Below are 19,784 nucleotides of genomic sequence, written 5' to 3' on the forward strand. Positions count from 1 at the left end.
TTTGCACTTATTTTTTGTTCGGTCGAATTTGCGGAGCGGCTTTATCCAGCACGCCGTTAACAAATTTATGGCTGTCTTCAGCACCAAACACTTTAGCCAGTTCGATACCTTCGTTGATCGCCACTTTGTACGGCACATCGTCACGCTTGCTCAGTTCATAGAGCGAAATGCGCAGGATGGCTTTTTCTACCTGGCCCAGCTCTTCCAGCTGGCGCGACAGGTAAGGCTTCATCAGGCCGTCCAGGAACGCGCTGTTGGTCGCCACACCGGCCAGCAGTTCGCGGAAATAGCTAATATCGACGTCTTTGACGTCTTGTTCCGCCAGAAACTGGTATTCCACATCGGCAATGTCGTTGTTAGACAACTGCCAGGAGTAAAGCGCCTGGACAGCGCACTCACGGGCGCGACGACGAGCAGCAGGTTTCACAAAATTCCCCTTACAAAAATCAGGCTTTGATGGCTTTCAATACGTTAATCATTTCAAGTGCGGTCAGGGCCGCTTCGGCGCCTTTGTTACCCGCTTTGGTGCCGGCGCGTTCAATCGCCTGCTCGATGTTTTCGGTGGTCAGGACGCCGAAGGTCACCGGAATTTCGCTGTTCATCGCTACGTGAGCGATGCCGGAGCTGGCTTCACCCGCCACGTATTCGAAGTGTGCGGTACCGCCACGGATCACCGTGCCCAGTGCAACGATCGCGTCGTGCTTGCCGGTTTTCGCCAGGGCGCGTGCCGCCAGCGGCAGCTCGTAAGCGCCCGGTACCCAGACCACGGTGATGTTTTCCGCTTTGACCTGGCCAATACGCTTCAGCGCGTCAACCGCACCGTCCAGCAGGCTGTCATTGATGAAATTGTTAAAACGCGCAATAACGATGGCAATCTTGGCATCAGGCGTGGCAACAGCAGCTTCGATAACTTTCATACATATCCTTTGGGTGTTTGTTTTATGGCCCCGCAGAAGGGGGCGGATTCTATCATACTCTTCGGCAACGCGCTCAGGCTTTTCCGTGCATGCTCAGCGCGGTGTCAGGGTCAGCCGTAAATCGTCGCCGACCTGACGCACATCGCTAAAATTCAGCGCTGGCGCATCGGCCAGCGTTTCCAGTCCCGGCAGCGCACACAGGCCGCGCGCGGCATTACCCAGCAGTTTCGGGGCCAGATAAACGATCAGTTCATCCACCAGTCCGGCCTGCAGCAGCGCACCGGCCAGACCGGCACCGGCCTCGACCCACACGCTGTTGATCTGACGCTGACCGAGCAGCATCATCATCGCCACCAGATCGAGCTGCTCACCGCGCGGCGGCACCTCAATCTGACTCACGCCCGGCGGCCAGCTTTGTGCATCAGCCTCCGTGCGCATCAGCCAGGTTTCGCCGGGCTGGGCGATCAAACGGTGCTGCGGCGTCACGCGCTGCTGGCTGTCGATCACCACCCGCACCGGCTGACGCAGCTGGCTCTCATCCAGCTGCTGGCGCACGGTCTCGCTCAGTTCATCCCAGCGCACCGTCAGCGACGGATTGTCCGCCAGCACGGTGGCGCTGGTGGTAAGGATAGCTGAACTGCGGGCACGTAAACGTTGCACATCGCGCCTTGCCGCTGCGGAAGTGATCCACTGGCTTTCGCCGCTGGCCATAGCGGTACGGCCATCCAGCGAGGCACCCAGTTTGAGCTGAATCCACGGAAAACCGGTACGCATGCGTTTGAGAAAACCGCGATTAAGCGCTTCCGCTTCATTCATCATCAGGCCGTGACTCACGTCGATGCCGGCCTGCTGTAAACGATACAAGCCGCGCCCGGCCACCTGCGGATTAGGATCCTGCATCGCCGCGACCACCCGGCTGACGCCGGCGGCAATCAGCGCATCGCAGCACGGCGGCGTCCGACCGTGATGGCTGCAGGGTTCCAGTGTGACATACGCGGTCGCACCGCGTGCGTGGTCACCCGCCATGCGCAGCGCGTGCACTTCCGCGTGCGGTTCACCGGCGCGCTGATGCCAGCCTTCGCCCACGATCTCACCATCGCGCACGATAACGCAGCCGACGTTAGGATTCGGGGTGGTGGTATATTGTCCGCGCCGCGCCAGTTCCAGCGCGCGCGCCATGTAGTGCGCATCGGTCATGGATTAATCCTGTAAGCGGGCGATCTCTTCGCCAAAGTCACGAATATCTTCAAAACTGCGGTACACCGATGCGAAGCGAATATAAGCAACTTTATCCAGCTTCTTCAGCTCTTCCATCACCAGGTTACCAATCAGCTTGCTGGGAATTTCACGTTCGCCGGTGGCGCGCAACTGGGTTTTGATGTGATTGACCGCGTTGTCGACGGCATCTGCGCTTACCGGACGCTTCTCCAGCGCCTTCATCATGCCGCTGGCCAGCTTATCTTCGTTAAAGGGTTCGCGCACGTCGTTGCTTTTCACCACGCGCGGCATTACCAGCTCGGCCACTTCAAAGGTGGTAAAACGCTCATGGCATACCAGGCACTGGCGGCGGCGGCGCACTGAGGAGCCTTCACTAACCAGACGTGAATCAATCACTTTGGTGTCCACAGCGGAGCAGAATGGGCAATGCATGACGTTTCCTGTCGCGAGAATTGGGGGCAGATAGTGTAGCGCGTTCCCGGTTGCAACAAAATACAGGGCGCAGAATCGCCACCTGGCTCACAGCGACGCCTGACGGTTACAGCAAACCGTGAAAAGTTACTAAGCTTAGAGAGCCAATCCGGCTTAATGACAGGAGGATGTATGGGTTTATTCAATTTCGTCAAAGAAGCGGGTGAAAAACTGTGGGATGCGGTGTCAGGCGGCGATGACCAGAGCAAAAAGCTGCAGGAGCACATTAATCAACTCGGCCTGCCCGACAGCGATAAAGTGAAAGTCGATGTCCAGGGCGATACCGTGAAGGTCAGCGGTGACGGTATCTCGCAGGAGCTGAAAGAGAAGATTCTGGTGGCGGCGGGTAACGTGGCCGGCATCACCAAAGTGGAAGATAACGTGACCACCAGTGACAGTGCTGCGCAGGCCGAATTCTACACGGTGAAAAAAGGCGATACCCTGAGCGCTATCTCGAAGCAGGTGTACGGCACGCCGAACGAATACAACAAGATCTTTGAAGCGAACAAGCCAATGCTGACGCATCCTGATAAGATCTATCCCGGCCAGGTTTTACGTATCCCTAAATAACCGGAAGGACATTGCATGACGTTCAGGATGATTTGGGTGCCGGCAGCGCTTGCTGCGCTGGTGCTCAGTGGTTGCAGCTCCACCCCCGCTTCACCTCAGGTCAAAGCGCTGCATCAGGAAGTGAGCCAGCTCAACCAGCAGATGCGCAAACTGACCAGTCAGGCCAGCGCGCTGGAGATTCAGGGGCAGCTCAACAGCCAGTCGACGCAGGGCGCATGGTTACTCCCGCAGGCGAATACGCCGGTAGAGCTGCAGACGCAGCTGGGTAAACTGCGCCTGTCGCTGTCGCACGTTGAGGGGGAAGCCAGCGGCAGCCGCGCTAACCTGAATATCCGTTCAACCGATGATAAGCCAGTGCCGGCACTCAGCGCCCGCGTGGTATGGGGCGAAATGGATCCCGCCAGCGGCAAGCCGCTGAACGCCGACAGCCTGAGTCAGACCATTACCGTGCCCGCCAGTCTGATGCCGCGCAGTTCGGTCAGCGTACCGCTGCGGCTCAGCGGGCTGGCACCGGGTCAGCCCGGCTACGTGCGCGTGCATGATGTGCAGGCGGTGGCGGACGCCAGCACGGTCGTTGCAGGCCAGTAATTCTGGCGTCAGGCATAAAAAAAACGGGCTGCACTCAGGCAGCCCGTTTCATTTCTCCGGCACAATTACGGCAGAATCGAAGGCTGATCGGCGCCCTCTTTCTCCACTTTCTGCACCAGCATGTGTTCACGCTTCATGCCCAGCTTCAGCGCCAGCGCGGACGACACGTAGATCGACGAAATGGTACCGATGGTGACACCGATCAGCATGGTCAGCGAGAAGCCTTTCAGCAGCGCGCCACCAAAGATGAACAGGATCAGGATCATCGCCAGCGTGGTGATCGAGGTGATCAACGTACGGCTCAGCGTCTGGGTCAGCGACACGTTAGTGATGTCGTAAGAAGAACCGCGACGGATTTTGCGGAAGTTCTCACGAATACGGTCGGAAACCACGATCTTATCGTTGAGCGAGTAACCAATCACCGACATCAGCGACGCCACAATCGTCAGATCGATCTCGATGTGGAACAGCGACAGAATGCCGCAGGTGATGATCACGTCGTGCGCCAGCGCCAGCACGGTGCCCAGCGCCAGACGCCACTCAAAGCGGAAGCCGATGTAGATCAGAATCGCAATCAGCGCCGACAGCAGCGCCATCGCCCCGGCCTGCGCCAGATCGCTGCCCACGCTCGGGCCCACGAACTCAATTCGCTTCACGGTCGCGTTCTGCTGCGTCGTCTGGTTGATCGAGGCGACCACTTTGTTGCCCAGCTCCTGGCCTGCATTGCCGGTGGTCGGTGGCATACGCACCATCACATCACGGCTGCTGCCAAAGTTCTGTACCAGCGGCTCCTCAAAGCCTGCCTTCACCAGCCCGTCACGCAGCGCATCCAGATCCGCCGGCTTCTCGAGGTTGATCTCAATCACCGTCCCGCCGGTGAAATCGAGCCCCCAGTTAAAGCCGCGCACACCGATAATGGCGATGGACGCCACAATCAGCAGGCCGGAGATGATAAAGGCCAGCGTGTCCCAGCGCATAAAGTCGACGACTTTACGCCCATGGTTCAGCTGTTCAATACTATATTCCTGTGCCACAACGCACTCCTCAGATAGACAGCTTATTGATGCGTTTGCCGCCGTACACCAGGTTAACGATGGCACGGGTGCCGACGATAGCGGTGAACATGGAAGTCGCGATACCGATAGCCGTGGTAATCGCAAACCCTTTGATCGAGCCGGTACCGACCGCATAAAGAATGATAACTTTAATCAGCGTGGTGACGTTGGCGTCGACGATACTGGAGAAGGCGCCTTTATAGCCTTCATGAATCGCCTGCTGTACCGAGCGTCCGTTACGCAGTTCTTCTTTAATACGTTCGTTAATCAATACGTTAGCATCCACCGCCACCGCCAGCGTCAGTACGATACCGGCAATGCCCGGCATGGTGAGCGTGGCGCCCGGTAACAGTGACATGATGCCGACAATCAACACCAGGTTGCACAGCAGTGCGCTGGTCGCAATCAGACCAAACTTCTTGTAGAACACCACCATAAAGATGATGGAGGCAATCAGACCCCACAGACAGGCTTCGAGCCCCTGCGTGATGTTCTGCTGGCCCATGGTAGGACCGATGGTCCGCTCTTCCACAATCTGGATTGGCGCAATCAGCGCACCGGCACGCAGCAGCAGCGACAGCTGACGCGCTTCGTTCGGGTTGCTGATACCGGTAATTCGGAAGCTGTTGCCGAGGCGCGACTGAATGTTCGCCACGTTAATCACTTCTTCCTGCTTCACCAGAATCGCACGACCGTTCGCATCTTTCTTACCGCTGTCCTTGTACTCCACAAACAGGGTCGCCATCGGCTTGCCGATGTTGTCCTTGGTGAAGTTGGACATGATGTTACCGCCGGCGCCATCAAGCGAGATATTCACCTGCGGCTGGTTGTACTCATCCATGCTGGACGTCGAGTCGGTGATGTGATCACCGGTGAGAATCACGCGCTTGTACAGCACCACCGGCTGACCTTCACGCGTCTTTTTCACTTCCGAGTCACCCGGCACGCGGCCGCTGGCGGCTGCGCTCGGATCCACCGAGGTGTTGACCAGGCGGAACTCCAGCGTTGCGGTAGCACCCAGAATCTCTTTAGCACGCGCGGTATCCTGGATACCCGGCAGCTCAACCACGATGCGGTCAGCGCCCTGACGCTGTACCAGCGGCTCAGCAACACCCAGCTGGTTCACACGGTTACGCAGGATGTTAATGTTCTGCTGCACCGCATATTCGCGCGCTTCACTCAGACGCGCATCGGTCATCACCGCACGCAGCGTGTCGCTGCCAGCGCTGGTGATCACCAGGTCGCGATGGCGCGGCGTCAGATAGCTGATGGCCGCATCACGGCTGGCGCCGTCGCGGAAGCGTATTTCGGTGCCGTAGTTAGCGATTTTGCTAACGTTGGTGTAAGGGATATTTTTTTCGCGCAGATCGCTGCGCAGGCCATCAGCATTCTGCTCCTGCAGCTTGCCGAGGGCAGTATCCATGTCGACTTCCATCAGGAAGTGCACGCCGCCGCGCAGATCGAGGCCGAGTTTCATCGGTTCAGCGGCCAGCATGGTCAGCCAGCGCGGTGTGGCAGGGGCCAGGTTAAGGGCCACAACGAAATCTTCGCCCAGCGCATTGGTGATGGCTTCACGCGCGCGCAGCTGAATATCCGTGTTAGCGAAACGGGCCAGAATGGCACCATTTTCCAGCGCGAGGGATTTGCTCTGGATATTGTCTTGTTTTAATACGGTCTGGATCTGATCCAACGTTTGCTCACTGGCGGCGCCACCGCGCGCACCAGTGATCTGAACGGCCGGATCCTCACCATAAAGGTTAGGAAGCGCATACAGCAGGCCGACGAGAATCACGACGACCAGCATGATGTACTTCCACAAAGGATAACGGTTTAACACGGCAGTTCCCTTCGGGAAGAATAAATTACAGCGCCTTCATTGTACCTTTCGGCAGAACGGCGGCCACGAAATCACGTTTAATCACTACTTCAGTGGTGTCGTTCAGGGCGATAGCGATGTAGCCGGTTTCAGCCACTTTCGTTACGCGGCCCACCAGGCCACCGTTGGTCAGCACTTCATCACCTTTGGAGATGGAATCCATCAGCTTTTTGTGATCTTTGGCGCGCTTCTGCTGTGGACGCAGGATCATGAAGTAGAAAATCAGACCAAAAACCACCAGCATGATCACCAGAGAATACGGACTTCCCTGAGACGGAGCGCCAGCTGCGGCCACGGCGTCAGAAATGAAAAAGCTCATTAAATTTCCCTCATTGATAGAATTATCAGACGTTTAACGGTGGAACCGCTTTGCCCGTCCGTTGGTAGAACTCGCTAACAAAGTGCTCTAATTTACCCTCTTCGATGGCCTGGCGTAAACCCGCCATCAGACGCTGGTAATAGCGCAGATTGTGGATGGTGTTCAGACGTGCGCCCAGTATTTCGTTACAGCGATCAAGATGATGCAAGTAGGCACGCGTGTAATTGCGACAGGTGTAACAATCACACTCCGCATCCAGCGGCGCGGTGTCATCTTTGTATTTCGCATTGCGGATTTTCACCACGCCATCGGTGACGAACAGATGGCCGTTGCGCGCGTTACGCGTTGGCATAACACAGTCAAACATATCGATACCGCGGCGAACGCCTTCCACCAGATCTTCCGGTTTGCCGACGCCCATCAAATAACGCGGTTTGTCTTGCGGAATTTGCGGACAGACGTGTTCCAGGATGCGGTGCATGTCCTCTTTCGGTTCACCCACCGCCAGGCCGCCCACAGCGTACCCATCAAAGCCAATCTCTACCAGACCTTTAACCGAGACATCACGTAAATCTTCGTAAACCCCGCCCTGAATAATGCCAAACAGCGCATTTTTGTTACCGAGCGCGTCAAAGCGGTCGCGGCTGCGCTGCGCCCAGCGCAGTGACATCTCCATCGAGCGTTTAGCGTAATCCCAGTCCGCCGGATACGGCGTACATTCGTCGAAGATCATCACAATGTCGGAGCCGAGATCGTACTGAATCTCCATCGATTTTTCCGGGTCGAGGAAAATCGGGTCGCCGTTGATCGGGTTGCGGAAATGCACGCCGGCTTCGGTGATCTTACGGATATCGCCGAGGCTGAATACCTGGAAGCCGCCGGAGTCGGTCAGGATTGGGCCCTGCCAGTGCATGAAATCGTGCAGGTCGCCGTGCAGTTTCATGATCTCCTGCCCCGGACGCAGCCACAGGTGGAAGGTGTTACCCAGCAGGATCTGCGCGCCGGTCTCTTTCACTTCTTCCGGCGTCATGCCTTTGACCGTGCCGTAGGTGCCGACCGGCATAAACGCCGGGGTTTCCACGACGCCGCGATCAAAGACCAGACGGCCACGGCGCGCGCGCCCGTCGGTGGTATCTAATTCAAATTTCACATTGACCTCTTTCGATAATCAGAGAAACAGTCTGATTACTCAGCCACCAACGATTTCGTCGGGAGCCTGTGGATTACGGGTGATGTACATCGCATCCCCGTAGCTAAAGAAACGGTACTGCTCCGCCACCGCGCTCTGATAAGCCGCCATGGTGTGTTGATAACCGGCAAACGCCGAGACCAGCATAATCAGCGTCGATTCCGGCAGGTGGAAGTTGGTGATCAGCGCATCAATCACCTGGTAGCGATAGCCCGGATAGATAAAGATCTGCGTGTCATCGAAAAACGGCGCGATCAGCCCATCCTGGCAGGCCTGCGCTGCGCTCTCCAGCGAACGCACCGAGGTGGTGCCCACCGCCACCACTTTGTTACCGCGCGCTTTGCACGCCAGCACTGCGTCCACCACGTCCTGCGGCACTTCGGCATATTCAGAGTGCATGATGTGATCGTTGATGTTTTCTACGCGCACCGGCTGGAAGGTGCCAGCGCCGACGTGCAGCGTCACAAACGCCATCTCCACGCCTTTCGCCTTCAGCGCCGCCAGCAGCGGCTCATCGAAGTGCAGACCGGCGGTCGGCGCTGCCACCGCGCCGGGGCGCGCGCTGTACACCGTCTGGTACAGCTCGCGGTCAGCTTCCTCATCCGGACGATCGATGTACGGCGGCAGTGGCATATGGCCGACGCTGTTCAGGATATCCAGCACCGCGCGCTCGTCCGCAAACTCGATTTCGAACAGCGCATCGTGGCGCGCCACCATGGTGGCTTTGACGCTTTCGTCGTCGCCCAGCAGTAATTCGGCACCCGGCTTCGGCGCTTTGGAGGCGCGCACGTGCGCCAGCACGCGTTTGTCATCCAGCATGCGCTCAACCAGCATCTCAATTTTGCCGCCGCTGGCTTTACGGCCATAGACGCGCGCCGGAATCACCCGGGTATTATTGAACACCAGCAGATCGCCCGGATTGAGCTTATCCAGCACATCAGTAAACACGCCATGGTTCAGCGCCCCGCTCGGGCCATCCAGCGACAGCAGACGACATCCGCTGCGCTGCGCCTGCGGATAATGGGCGATCAAAGATTCCGGTAATTCAAAGGCAAAATCGGCTACACGCATGCATCACTTCTTCAGGACTCAAAAAACAGGCGGCATAGTTTAGCGGAAAAGTGGGCAATTCTGAACAACTGGCTGCGCCGGTGTGATTCTGCCTATAATGCGCCATGAACTTTCTTGCTCACCTTCACCTCGCAACCCTGGCCGACAGCTCACTGCTGGGTAATCTGCTGGCCGACTTTGTGCGCGGCAACGTTGAGGCGCAGTGGCCGCAGCCAGTGGTGGCCGGTATTGCCCTGCACCGGCGCATTGACGTGCTGACCGATAACCTGCCGGAAGTGCGCAGCGCGCGTCAGCTGTTCCGCGCCGAAACGCGCCGCGTGGCGCCAATCACCCTCGACGTGATCTGGGACCACTTCCTGGCGCGCCACTGGGATCAGCTACATCCGGCGCAGTCGCTGTCTGATTTTAGCGCCGCCGCCGAGCGCGATATTGTGCCGCAGCTGCCCGGCACGCCGACCGATTTTATCGAGCTCAACGCGGTAATGTGGCGCGAACGCTGGTTTGAACACTATGCTGACCCGGCGCGGCTGGCGCGCGTGCTAAGCGGCATGGCGCATCGCCGGCCGCGGCTGGCGGCGCTGCGCGACTCCTATCAGGATTTTGTCGACCACTACACCCAGCTCGAACCGCTGTTTTTCCAGTTCTATCCACGCCTGATGGCCGCCGCGCGCGCCCGGCAGCTGTGAAGCACAATTTGCCGCTGCCCCGCATTGCCTCCCCTTGCCAGCCGCAGCCATCTGCGGCTTAATGAAGCCTTGCTTAACTTTTGTTAAGCCAGTCACACAGCCATGGCGCTTTATCCGGCGTGGTTCGCCACGTCGATTGCCAGTGAATGATAAGAGGGAAAAATGTCATCAGCTACGCTAACCGAATTAGATGCCCGTTATCACTATGCCTGTGAGGTGGCGAAAACCGCCGCCAGCCGCGCGCTGGCGTGGTATCAGCAGCGCCATCAGCTGGTGGTGGAGCACAAGAAGGATTTGCAGGATGTAGTCAGCGAGGCGGATCGCAACGTTGAGCTGCTGGTAAAACACCTGATTCATGAGCGTTTTCCTGACGATGCGGTGCTGGGTGAAGAGAGCGGCGGTGACGTCAGCGGCGCGCGCTTTATCTGGGTCATCGATCCGATTGACGGCACCAGCAGCTTTCTTAATGGCCTGCACAACTGGTGCGTCTCGCTGGCGATTGTCTGTGACGATCAGCCGGTGATTGGCGTAGTCAGCGATCCTAATCATCAGGAAACCTTCCACGCCTGCCGCGGCAAAGGTGCCTGGGTGAATGACAAGCGCATTCAGGCACACAGCGCGCAGCGGCTCGACCAGGGGCTGCTGGGCCTTAGCAGCTCGAACAGCCAGCCGATTGAACCGCTGACCACCTTTATCAGCCAGCTGCTGGCGCAGGGCGGCATGTTTATCCGCAACGGTTCCGGTGCGCTGATGAGCGCCTGGGCGGCCGCCGGCCGGCTGATTGGCTATTACGAAGCGCATATGAATCCGTGGGATGGCCTGCCCGGCATTGTGCTGATGCGCGAAGCGGGCGGCGTCACCAACGATTATCTCAGCCACCACGGCCTGCAACAGGGTAATCCGGTGCTGCTGGCCAACGCGGTGCTCTATCCGCAGCTCAAAGCGCTGCTGCCGGCACAGCCAACGCTATGACACGTCTGCTGCTGAGCGCGCTGCTGGCTTTGCTGGCGCTCACCGCGCAGGCGCAGTCGCGCTACCAGCTGGAAAAAGTGGTAGAGATCAGTCGTCACGGCGTGCGTCCTCCCACCGCAGGTAACCGTACGGAAATCGAAGCCGCCACCCAGCGCGCCTGGCCGCGCTGGCGCAGCGCCGACGGCGAACTCACCGCACACGGTTATGCAGCGGTCGTGAATAAAGGTCGCTGGCAGGGTGAACACTATCGCCAGCTCGGCCTGCTGCGTGCCGGCTGTCCCGATGCCGGGCAAATCTACGTGCGCGCCAGTCCGCTGCAGCGCACCCGCGCCACGGCGCAGGCACTGCTGCAGGGTGCCTTTCCTGACTGCGATGTGGCAGTTCATCACGTCGCGGGGGCGGTCGATCCGCTATTTCAGAGCGAAAAACTGCCGTTCGGCCAAACGGATGCTGCCACGGAGCGGGCAGCGGTCGCGGCGCGCGCCGGCGATCTCACCGCACTGCAACAGCGTTTACAGCCCGCCGTGCAGCAGCTCAGGCAGGCGGTGTGTGCGGCAGATTGCCCGTTCTTCGATCGCCCCTGGCAGCTGAAGCAGAGTAAAAGCGGCCATACCTACGTGCAGGGTCTCAGCGTGCTGGCCAGCATGGCCGAAACCTTACGGCTCGGCTGGAGCGAAAATCTGCCGTTCAGCCAGCTGGCGTGGGGCAACATCACCCGGGCGCAGCAGATCAGCGCCCTGCTGCCGCTGCTGACCGCCAATTACGATCTGAGTAATGATGTGCCATATATCGCGCAAAAGCGTGCGTCGATGCTGCTGGACGCGGTGGTGCGCAACCTGCAGGACGATGCGGCGACGCCCTCCACCCGCTGGCTGCTGCTGGTGGCACACGACACCAATATCGCCATGTTACGCACGCTGATCGGCTTCAGCTGGCAACTGCCCGGCTACGCGCGCGGTAATATTCCGCCCGGCAGCAGCCTGGTGTTTGAGCGCTGGCGCGATAACCAGACGCAGACGCTGCTGTTGCGCGTCTATTTTCAGGCGCAAAGTCTGGATGCGCTACGCCAGCTAACGCCGATCGATCGGCAGCACCCGCTGCTGCGCCAGGAGTGGCATCAGCAAAACTGTCGCCAGACGGCGGTGGGTACGCTGTGTCCTTATCAATCGACACTTGAGCACTGGCGCACCGCCATTGATCAGCGCGCGGTAATCCCCGTGGACTATCCCTGACGCCAGCCGCCGGGTTAAGCCAGACAGATTACGCCGGCTTATTCCTGCAGCGAAATTACAGCAATAAACTGCAAGCTGATGGGCACGGTTATCTGAGACTTTTCTTTTTTTTCCCTTAAAAGCGTTAGCGCTGAAAAACTGCGATATGCTGCACGGGTCAATCATCCCTTAGTAATACCTTTCTCTTTTTACATTTTTCGGCGACAGGATGCGCCGAGCTATTTTTACCCGCAGTAATAAAATCGCAAATTAACATTGAATAACTGGGATCCTGTTATGTCTGTACCTGTCTCGCTGCGCTATCGTCCGGATATCGATGGTCTGCGCGCTGTCGCCATTATATTGGTTGTGCTGTTCCACTGCGGCGTCAGCGCCGTGCCGGGTGGCTTTATTGGCGTCGATATATTTTTCGTTATTTCCGGCTTTTTAATTGGTGGTATTATCAGTAAAGAAATTACCGCCGGCACCTTCTCGTTTTATCAGTTTTATTTACGCCGCATCCGGCGTATTGCGCCCGCACTGTTTTTTATGCTGATGGTATTGCTGCTGCTCGGTTATCTGCTGTTATCACCGCTGGAATTAAGCCAGCTGGCAAAATACAGCATGGCGGTGTTTCTCTCGGTGCCCAATATGCTGTTACTGAAGAGTGGCGACTATTTCAGTGCGGATGCCGATCTCAATCCGCTCCTGATGACCTGGTCGCTGGGCATTGAGGAGCAGTTCTATATCGTGCTGCCGTTTGTTCTGCTGCTGGCCGTGCGGCTGCGGCGCACAATGACCGGCGTGGTGCTACTGCTCAGCCTGCTGTCGCTGGCCGGCTGCCTGTGGTTAACGCCCCTCTCCAGCACTCAGGCGTTTTATCTGCTGCCAACCCGCGCCTGGGAGCTGGGTGCCGGCGTGCTGCTGGCGCTGTGGCAACCCCGCCCCGTCACCGGCCGGCTGGCCTGCCTCTGTCATCTCGCTGGCTGGCTGCTGATCATCGGTGCCACGCTGTTACTCAGCCATAGCGATCGCTTTCCCGGCTGGCTGGCACTGCTGCCGGTGCTGGCGGCCTGTCTGATGATCGGTGCACGCAGCCCGCTCAATCAGCGGCTGCTGGAGAACGCGCCGATGCGCTTCATCGGTAAAATTTCCTACTCGTGGTATCTGTGGCACTGGCCGCTGCTCAGTCTGGCACGCATCTGCAGCGATCGACCGCTCAGTATCTGGCAGGCGTTGAGCATCTGTGCCGTGGCGCTGGTCATCGCCTGGCTCTCCTGGCGCTTCGTCGAACAGCCATTCCGTCGGGCGCGCAGCGGTACGCGCTGGCTGATCCCCGGCTACTGCGCCTCGTCGCTGCTGGCAGCCGGTGCCATGGTGCTGCTGTGGCAGAGCGGTGGCCTGAAATCGCGCGTCAGTGAAGCGGTGATGCTCGGCGACGAATGGAAAGTCGCCGCCCAGCGCGATCCCTGCCTGCTGGATTACGGCGCCACGCGGCCCGCCCGTGATGCGCAGTGCCAGCCGCAGAGTGACACACCGGCGATAGCGCTGATTGGCGACAGCCATGCCGCGGCGCTGGCGGCCAACGTCGCCGATTACGCCCGGCGGCAGCAGAAACCGCTGTTTCAGCTGACCAAAGCCTCCTGCCCTTTCCTGCTTGAGGCCACGCGCGCGATGCCGCAAAAACCGCAGCATGCACAGCAGTGCCTCGATTTTAATCAGCGGGTTCTGCCGATCATCCTGAGCGATAAAATAGACGAAGTGGTGATCAGCGCGTTCTGGGCGGCGGGCCTCAGTGCGCAGCCGGGCAGCGGATTCCGCAGTCTCCGCGATCCGGCGCAGGACAATCTGCAGGCGCTGAAAAGCGGGCTGGATACCGTGGTGGCGCAGCTGCTGGCGGCAGGGAAAAAGATCACCCTGATAGACGATGTGCCGACCATCACGCTCGATCCGCTGCGCTACAGCCATAACCGCAATATGCCGCTGCGCCGCAGCCTGAATAGCTGGCTCAGCGCGCAGGATGGCGCGGCGCTGGCGGCGGAACGCACGCAGCAGATGCAGATGCCAAACGCATCGGTGGCAAATCTGTTAAAGGATTATCAGCAGCGCGGCGTGCGCGTGTTGTCACTGCAGGAGACGTTGTGTAATGCGCAGGGGTGTCTGGTCACTCATCAGGGCATGCCGCTCTGGTATGACAACAATCACCTGAATCCGTACGGCGGAGAGATGGCGCTGGGGAAAAACTGGTAATGCAACGCGGGCGAAGTCTCGCTTCGCCCGCAGTAAAGCTTCTTACGCTTTACGTTTCTTCGCCAGCGGCCACGCCAGCAGCAGCAGGACAATCCACGCAAACCCGACGTACAGCGAGATACGCGTATCCGGGAAGTAGCCAATCAGCGCGATGATAAAGGCAAGGAACAGCACTCCCACCCACGCCGTAGCGCTGCCGCCCGGCAGAGCAAACTGCAGCTTACCGGCCTGCTCTTTGCCGATTTTGTGGCGGAACGCGATCTGCGACAGCAGAATCATAATCCACACCCACACGGTGGCAAACGTCGCCAGCGAGGCAATCACCAGGAACACTTTTTCCGGCATCAGATAGTTGAGGTACACCGCCACCAGCATGGCAAGCATCATCACCAGCACCGTGACCCACGGAATGCCGCGATTCGACACCTTCATAAACATCTTCGGCGCATGACCCTGCTGCGCCATACCGTGCAGCATGCGGCCGACGCCAAACACATCGCTGTTAATCGCCGACAGCGAGGCCGTCAGCACCACAAAGTTCAGAATGGAGGCGGCGGCGGCGATGCCGAGGTGCTGGAAAGTCAGTACGAACGGGCTGCCTGCGGTACCGACCTGGTTCCAGGGATAGATCGACATGATCACAAACAGCGTGCCGACATAGAACACCAGAATGCGCAGCGGTACGGAGTTGATGGCGCGCGGGATCGATTTCGCCGGATCTTTAGCTTCGCCGGCGGTGATACCAATGATCTCAATGCCGCCGTAGGCGAACATCACCATCTGCAGCGACAGCAGCATGCCGACGATACCGTGAGCAAAGAAGCCGCCGTTGGTCCACAGGTTATGGATGCCGGTCGGCTGACCGCCGTTGCCGATGCCCCAGAAAATCATGCCGAAACCGGCCACGATCATGATGATGATGGTGGCAACTTTGAAGAAGGAGAACCAGAACTCCACTTCGCCAAACACCTTCACGCTCATCAGGTTGATGGCGCCGATGATCAGCACCACCGACAGCACCCAAATCCAGTGCGGCACCTCCGGGAACCACACGCCCATGTAGATACCAAAAGCCGTGACGTCGGCGATCGCCACAATCAGGATTTCAAAGCAGTACGTCCAGCCGGTGATATAGCCCGCCAGCGGTCCGAGGTAATCCTGCGCGTAGCGTGAAAACGAGCTGGCCTGCGGATTGTTAACCGACATCTCGCCCAGCGCGCGCATGATGATATACGCCACGGCGCCGCCGATGATGTAGGCCAGCAGTACGCTGGGGCCTGCCATTTTGATGGCATCTGCCGAGCCGTAAAACAGCCCGGTGCCGATCGCCGATCCCAGCGCCATAAAACGGATGTGGCGCGTGCTCAGTCCGCGTTTGAGCTTATTGGTTTCTTGCATAACAAACAGTACCTGTGGAAATGAAAAAACCACGGGCAAGCCCGTGGTCGGAATTAACAGCGATGTCGTTTACTGGTGAACGGCAACCTGCTCACGCCCTTTCACCCGGTCAACCACCGCAGCAATCACCAGCATCGCCAGCGACGGCGGCAACCAGGAGAGTCCCTGATCGGCCAGCGGCAGATGCTGGCTAAACAACGGCAGCGCATCTTTAAAGCTGGTGGTTTTGATGGCATCGACGATACCAAACAGCAGGCTGATCAGCATGGTTGGCGCAATGATGCGCGTGCTGCGATTCCACCAGCTCAGGGTAAAGCTCAGTACCACCAGTACGATGCACGGCGGATAGATAGCCGTCAGTACCGGAATCGAAATCTGAATCAGGTGGCTGAGACCGAGGTTCGACACCAGCATGGCGAACAGGCCGAGAATAAACACCAGCGCTTTATACGACAACGGCAGATATTGCGCAAAGAATTCTGCGCAGGCGCAGGTCAGGCCCACCGCCGTAACCATACAGGCGACGAAAATCAGCGCCGCGAGGAAGACGCTGCCCATGCCGCCGAAGGTCTGCTGCACGTAAGCATGCAGAATCGAGGCGCCGTTAGCGTTCTGATCGACAATCGCGCCGCTGCCGGAGCCCAGCTTGAACAGGCTGAGGTACACCAGCGTCAGGCCAACACCGGCGATCACGCCGGCCAGCATGGTATAGCGCGTCAGCAGTTTGCTGTCTTCCACGCCACGTGAACGCGCCGCATTAACGATGACGATACCGAACACCAGCGCGCCGAGCGTATCCATGGTCAGATAGCCGTTCACGAAACCGCTGGAGAAGGCCGCACGCTGGTAGTCGGCGGTGGCCGGCGAAATGCCGCCAGCCGGCCAAAGCAGCGCCGCGACGCCCAGAATGGTCAGCGCAACAATTTTCAGCGGCGCGAGGAAGTGGCCGACGGTGTCCAGCAGCTTGCCCGGATAGAGCGAAATGCCGATCACCAGCGCGAAGTACACCAGGCTATAGATAAACAGCGGCAGCGGGCCGTCGCCGGTCAGCGGTGCAATCCCGACTTCAAATGAAACGGTCGCGGTGCGCGGCGTGGCAAACAGCGGGCCGACGGCGAGATAGCACACGGTGGCGAGCAGCAGACCGGCCGCTTTACCAATCGGTGAGCTGAGCGCATCAATACCGCCGCCGACGCGCGCCAGCGCGATCACGGTCATCACCGGTAAACCAACCGCGGTGATCAGGAAGCCGAAGGCGGCAATCCAGACATGTTCACCAGACTGAATACCGACCATAGGCGGGAAAATGATGTTTCCTGCGCCAACGAACAGGGCAAAGGTCATGAAGCCCAGCGCCAGGATGTCCCTGGAGGTTAAACGATGTGTCATAAACTTCTGTACTGCCTGTAGCTGATGTTGCGGTGGAAGTTGGGTTTGTGTTGTCCCCTGGATGCGCGAAAACAATGGCTTAACTGGCTTGACCAGTGCGTTATGCGGGCCGAATCGGTACAGCGCAGGTGATTTAAACTGCTTTTCTTCTGTTCACAGAGGGATGAATCGACAACGGCGCAAATTAAAACGTTTATAGCGAAGAAAGGCAATACGGGATCGGAAAACCAGAAGGATATAACAGGAAAGCGTTAGAACGTAGTGGATAAGCAGGAAATAGTCGGAAAACACCTGAGATGATTTGCTTAAAGTTTCTGCAAAGCGGGCGATCTCCTTGCAGAAACCGCCGCAGGGATGCACAAAAGGCGCGCTTTACGCGCCTGTTTGCACAACTTTACAGCATCACCACACCTGTTGTGCGATGTCGACAACCAGACGAATCTTCTGCCACTGCTGCGCTTCGGTCAGGCTGTTGCCCTCTTCCGTTGACGCAAAGCCACACTGCGGGCTGAGGCAAATCTGGTCGAGGCTGACAAACTGCGCCGCTTCCTGCAGGCGCGCCTTCACCTGTGCAGCGTCTTCCAGCTCGCCGGTTTTGGTGGTGATCAGCCCTAATACCACCTGCTGATGACCCGGTTTGATGAAACGCAGCGGCTCAAAGCCACCGGAGCGCTCATTATCGTACTCGAGGAAAAACGCGTCGATGTTCACGCTGCCAAACAGAATTTCCGCCACCGGCTCGTAGCCGCCTTCCGAGATCCAGGTCGAGCGGAAGTTACCACGACACACGTGCAGGCCGACGGTGAGATCCGCCGGTTTATCTTCCAGCGCGCGATTCAGTACCTGCGCATAAATGTGCGCCAGCTGTTGCGGATCTTCACCGCGCTCGCGAATTTGCTGCTGCTGATCGCCTGAACACAGGTACGCCCACACGGTGTCATCCAGCTGCAGATAGCGGCAGCCAGCGTCGTAAAATGCCTTGATCGCATCCTTGTAAGTCTGTGCCAGATCGGCGAAGTACTGCTCCAGATCCGGATACACCGTGGCATCAATCACTTTACGGCCGCCGCGGAAGTGCAGCACGCTCGGGCTGGGAATGGTCATTTTCGCCACCGCATCGCCGGCCACGCTTTGCAGGAAGCGGAAATGGTCCAGCATCGGATGCTGCGGGTTAAAAGCGACTTTGCCGGTGACCTTCACGCCGTGCGCTTTGGTCTGCACGCCGTTGAACTGAATGCCCTGATCGGCCTCGAACAGCTCGACGCCGTGCAGATGGCCAAAGAAATCAAAGTGCCACCAGGCGCGGCGGAATTCACCGTCGGTCACTACCTGCAGACCGCTGGCGCGCTGCTGCTCCACCACCTGGCGAATCGCATCGTCTTCTACCTGACGCAGCTGGTCGGCGCTGAGGGTGCCACTGGCGAACTGCTCGCGTGCCTGCTTAATGGCAGCGGGACGCAGAAAACTGCCGACGGTATCGGCGCGGAACGGGGCGGTGTTGCGTTGCATATTCACTCCTGCACTGGCGCATAATTGCGTCAGGGTATAATTGCGTATGGTTATTTTTGGCCATCTGGATGGCTATATGTCCATAAGAGTGACATGCCGCCCTGCCGGCGGCAATAGAAGAAAATTCAGGGGACGTGAAAAAAATTCATGATCGGTCAGCGTGAATTAGTTTTGCGCAATCGCCGCGCGCGCCTGCGCGATCTGGCTATCGGACAGCGGCAGGTAGCCGGCCTCCGTTACGCGGCGCTGACCCTGCGCAGAGAGCACCTGCTGCAGAAAGGCGGCGACCAGCGGCGGCAGCGGTTTGCCGGGTGCCTTGTTAACGTAGATATACAGCGGGCGCGACCACGGATAACGGCCGCTGCGGATCGATTCGGCATCTGGCATAACGCTGTCGCCGCTGGCGGTGACGATCGGCAGGGTTTTCACGCCGCTCAGGTGAAAGCCAAAGCTAGCGTAGCCGATGCTGTTCGGCGTGCTGGCGACCGCCTGCACCACCGCCGCCGAGCCGGGAAACTCCGCGACGTCAGCGCGGAAATCGCCGCGACACAGCGCCTGCTGCTTGAAAAAGCCCCAGGTGCCGGAAGCGGAGTTACGGCCAAAGCGCTGAATACTGCGCGTTGCCCAGTTCGCCGTATACAGGCCAACATCGCCCCAGCGCTGTGGCACCTGCTGTGCGCCGCACAGCCGGGTCACGGAGAACAGCGCATCCAGCTGCGGCTGACTGATGGACGGCAGCGGATTGTCCTGATTAACCACCACCACCAGCGCATCCATCGCCACCGGCACCGCCAGCGGTGCATAACCATAGCGCGCGATAAACAGCTGACGCTCATCCACCTGCATCGGCCGGCTCATGGCGCCAAGCTGAGCGGCCCCTGCGGCCAGCGCGGTCGGCGCCGTCGACGATCCCGCCGCCTGCACCTGCACGTTAACGCCCGGCGACTGACGGCTGAAATCTTCGCCCCACAGCGTCATCAGATAGCCCAGCGTGTCCGAGCCCACGCTGCTCAGGTTGCCGGTCAGCATGCTTTGCTGAGCCGTCGCCAGCAGCGGGCACAGTAATAAAAGAGAGAGCAGCAGCGATTTCATCAC

The 19,784-nt window shown here is 58.8% G+C and carries 19 protein-coding genes; 6 read left to right on the plus strand and 13 right to left on the minus strand.

What is annotated here, in order from left to right:
* Positions 1-7: 7 nt before the first annotated feature.
* The 4 genes from nusB to nrdR form a co-directional block, all read right to left on the minus strand.
* Entirely contained in the window at positions 8-427 is a 420-nt protein-coding gene (gene nusB / locus C1N84_RS14125) for a transcription antitermination factor NusB (RefSeq protein ID WP_031279648.1), read from the minus strand.
* A gap of 19 nt (positions 428-446) precedes the next feature.
* Positions 447-917, minus strand: a complete 471-nt coding sequence (gene ribE / locus C1N84_RS14130) for a 6,7-dimethyl-8-ribityllumazine synthase (RefSeq protein WP_058769383.1) — start codon at positions 915-917, stop codon at positions 447-449.
* 93 nt (positions 918-1,010) lie between these two features.
* Entirely contained in the window at positions 1,011-2,114 is a 1,104-nt protein-coding gene (gene ribD, locus C1N84_RS14135; RefSeq protein WP_058769382.1) for a bifunctional diaminohydroxyphosphoribosylaminopyrimidine deaminase/5-amino-6-(5-phosphoribosylamino)uracil reductase RibD, read from the minus strand.
* A 3-nt stretch (positions 2,115-2,117) separates the two neighbouring features.
* Entirely contained in the window at positions 2,118-2,567 is a 450-nt protein-coding gene (gene nrdR, locus C1N84_RS14140; protein WP_031279647.1) for a transcriptional regulator NrdR, read from the minus strand.
* 171 nt (positions 2,568-2,738) lie between these two features.
* On the opposite strand from nrdR, the gene lysM reads away from it, so the two are divergent.
* The gene (gene lysM, locus C1N84_RS14145; protein WP_058769381.1) at positions 2,739-3,176 is read left to right on the plus strand and encodes a peptidoglycan-binding protein LysM; all 438 of its coding nucleotides are present in this window, start codon (positions 2,739-2,741) and stop codon (positions 3,174-3,176) included.
* Between the two features lie 15 nt (positions 3,177-3,191).
* Positions 3,192-3,764 (plus strand): SadB/YajI family lipoprotein, encoded by a 573-nt coding sequence (locus tag C1N84_RS14150; RefSeq protein WP_058775221.1) that lies wholly within the window; start codon positions 3,192-3,194, stop codon positions 3,762-3,764.
* A gap of 65 nt (positions 3,765-3,829) precedes the next feature.
* Here C1N84_RS14150 and secF read toward each other — a convergent pair whose 3' ends face one another.
* From secF to queA, 5 genes are read right to left on the minus strand one after another with little or no spacing between them, the layout of a single operon-like run.
* Complete coding sequence (gene secF / locus C1N84_RS14155; RefSeq protein WP_058769379.1) at positions 3,830-4,798, minus strand: protein translocase subunit SecF; 969 nt, start codon at positions 4,796-4,798, stop codon at positions 3,830-3,832.
* A 10-nt stretch (positions 4,799-4,808) separates the two neighbouring features.
* Complete coding sequence (gene secD / locus C1N84_RS14160) at positions 4,809-6,656, minus strand: protein translocase subunit SecD (protein WP_071813591.1); 1,848 nt, start codon at positions 6,654-6,656, stop codon at positions 4,809-4,811.
* Positions 6,657-6,681: 25 nt separating this feature from the next.
* Complete coding sequence (yajC, locus tag C1N84_RS14165) at positions 6,682-7,014, minus strand: preprotein translocase subunit YajC (RefSeq protein WP_021507155.1); 333 nt, start codon at positions 7,012-7,014, stop codon at positions 6,682-6,684.
* Between the two features lie 25 nt (positions 7,015-7,039).
* Complete coding sequence (gene tgt / locus C1N84_RS14170) at positions 7,040-8,164, minus strand: tRNA guanosine(34) transglycosylase Tgt (protein ID WP_021507154.1); 1,125 nt, start codon at positions 8,162-8,164, stop codon at positions 7,040-7,042.
* 39 nt (positions 8,165-8,203) lie between these two features.
* Positions 8,204-9,274 carry a tRNA preQ1(34) S-adenosylmethionine ribosyltransferase-isomerase QueA gene (gene queA, locus C1N84_RS14175; protein WP_211725163.1) on the minus strand — a complete coding sequence of 357 codons (1,071 nt, stop codon included), beginning with the start codon at positions 9,272-9,274 and terminating at the stop codon, positions 8,204-8,206.
* A 104-nt stretch (positions 9,275-9,378) separates the two neighbouring features.
* Between queA and C1N84_RS14180 the strand changes: the two genes are divergently transcribed.
* The 4 genes from C1N84_RS14180 to C1N84_RS14195 all read left to right on the plus strand — a co-directional run bounded on the left by C1N84_RS14180 (position 9,379) and on the right by C1N84_RS14195 (position 14,393).
* Complete coding sequence (locus C1N84_RS14180; RefSeq protein ID WP_021507152.1) at positions 9,379-9,960, plus strand: ACP phosphodiesterase; 582 nt, start codon at positions 9,379-9,381, stop codon at positions 9,958-9,960.
* Positions 9,961-10,122: 162 nt separating this feature from the next.
* Positions 10,123-10,932: an inositol monophosphatase family protein gene (locus tag C1N84_RS14185; protein WP_021507151.1), complete on the plus strand. Its 810-nt coding sequence runs from the start codon at positions 10,123-10,125 to the stop codon at positions 10,930-10,932.
* Positions 10,929-12,164 carry a histidine-type phosphatase gene (locus C1N84_RS14190; RefSeq protein ID WP_264441577.1) on the plus strand — a complete coding sequence of 412 codons (1,236 nt, stop codon included), beginning with the start codon at positions 10,929-10,931 and terminating at the stop codon, positions 12,162-12,164. The genes C1N84_RS14185 and C1N84_RS14190 overlap by 4 nt, the downstream gene beginning before the upstream one ends.
* 276 nt (positions 12,165-12,440) lie before the next feature.
* Positions 12,441-14,393, plus strand: a complete 1,953-nt coding sequence (locus C1N84_RS14195; protein ID WP_264441578.1) for an acyltransferase family protein — start codon at positions 12,441-12,443, stop codon at positions 14,391-14,393.
* 42 nt (positions 14,394-14,435) lie between these two features.
* Here C1N84_RS14195 and proY read toward each other — a convergent pair whose 3' ends face one another.
* The 4 genes from proY to C1N84_RS14215 all read right to left on the minus strand — a co-directional run bounded on the left by proY (position 14,436) and on the right by C1N84_RS14215 (position 19,781).
* The gene (gene proY / locus C1N84_RS14200; protein WP_058775216.1) at positions 14,436-15,791 is read right to left on the minus strand and encodes a proline-specific permease ProY; all 1,356 of its coding nucleotides are present in this window, start codon (positions 15,789-15,791) and stop codon (positions 14,436-14,438) included.
* Between the two features lie 69 nt (positions 15,792-15,860).
* Complete coding sequence (gene brnQ / locus C1N84_RS14205) at positions 15,861-17,180, minus strand: branched-chain amino acid transport system II carrier protein (RefSeq protein WP_088516226.1); 1,320 nt, start codon at positions 17,178-17,180, stop codon at positions 15,861-15,863.
* 402 nt (positions 17,181-17,582) lie between these two features.
* Positions 17,583-18,689 carry a cobalamin-independent methionine synthase II family protein gene (locus C1N84_RS14210; RefSeq protein ID WP_222985680.1) on the minus strand — a complete coding sequence of 369 codons (1,107 nt, stop codon included), beginning with the start codon at positions 18,687-18,689 and terminating at the stop codon, positions 17,583-17,585.
* Between the two features lie 165 nt (positions 18,690-18,854).
* Positions 18,855-19,781 carry a PstS family phosphate ABC transporter substrate-binding protein gene (locus C1N84_RS14215; RefSeq protein ID WP_264441579.1) on the minus strand — a complete coding sequence of 309 codons (927 nt, stop codon included), beginning with the start codon at positions 19,779-19,781 and terminating at the stop codon, positions 18,855-18,857.
* Between the last annotated feature and the right edge of the window lie 3 nt (positions 19,782-19,784).

This window comes from Pantoea sp. SGAir0418 (assembly GCF_043529865.1).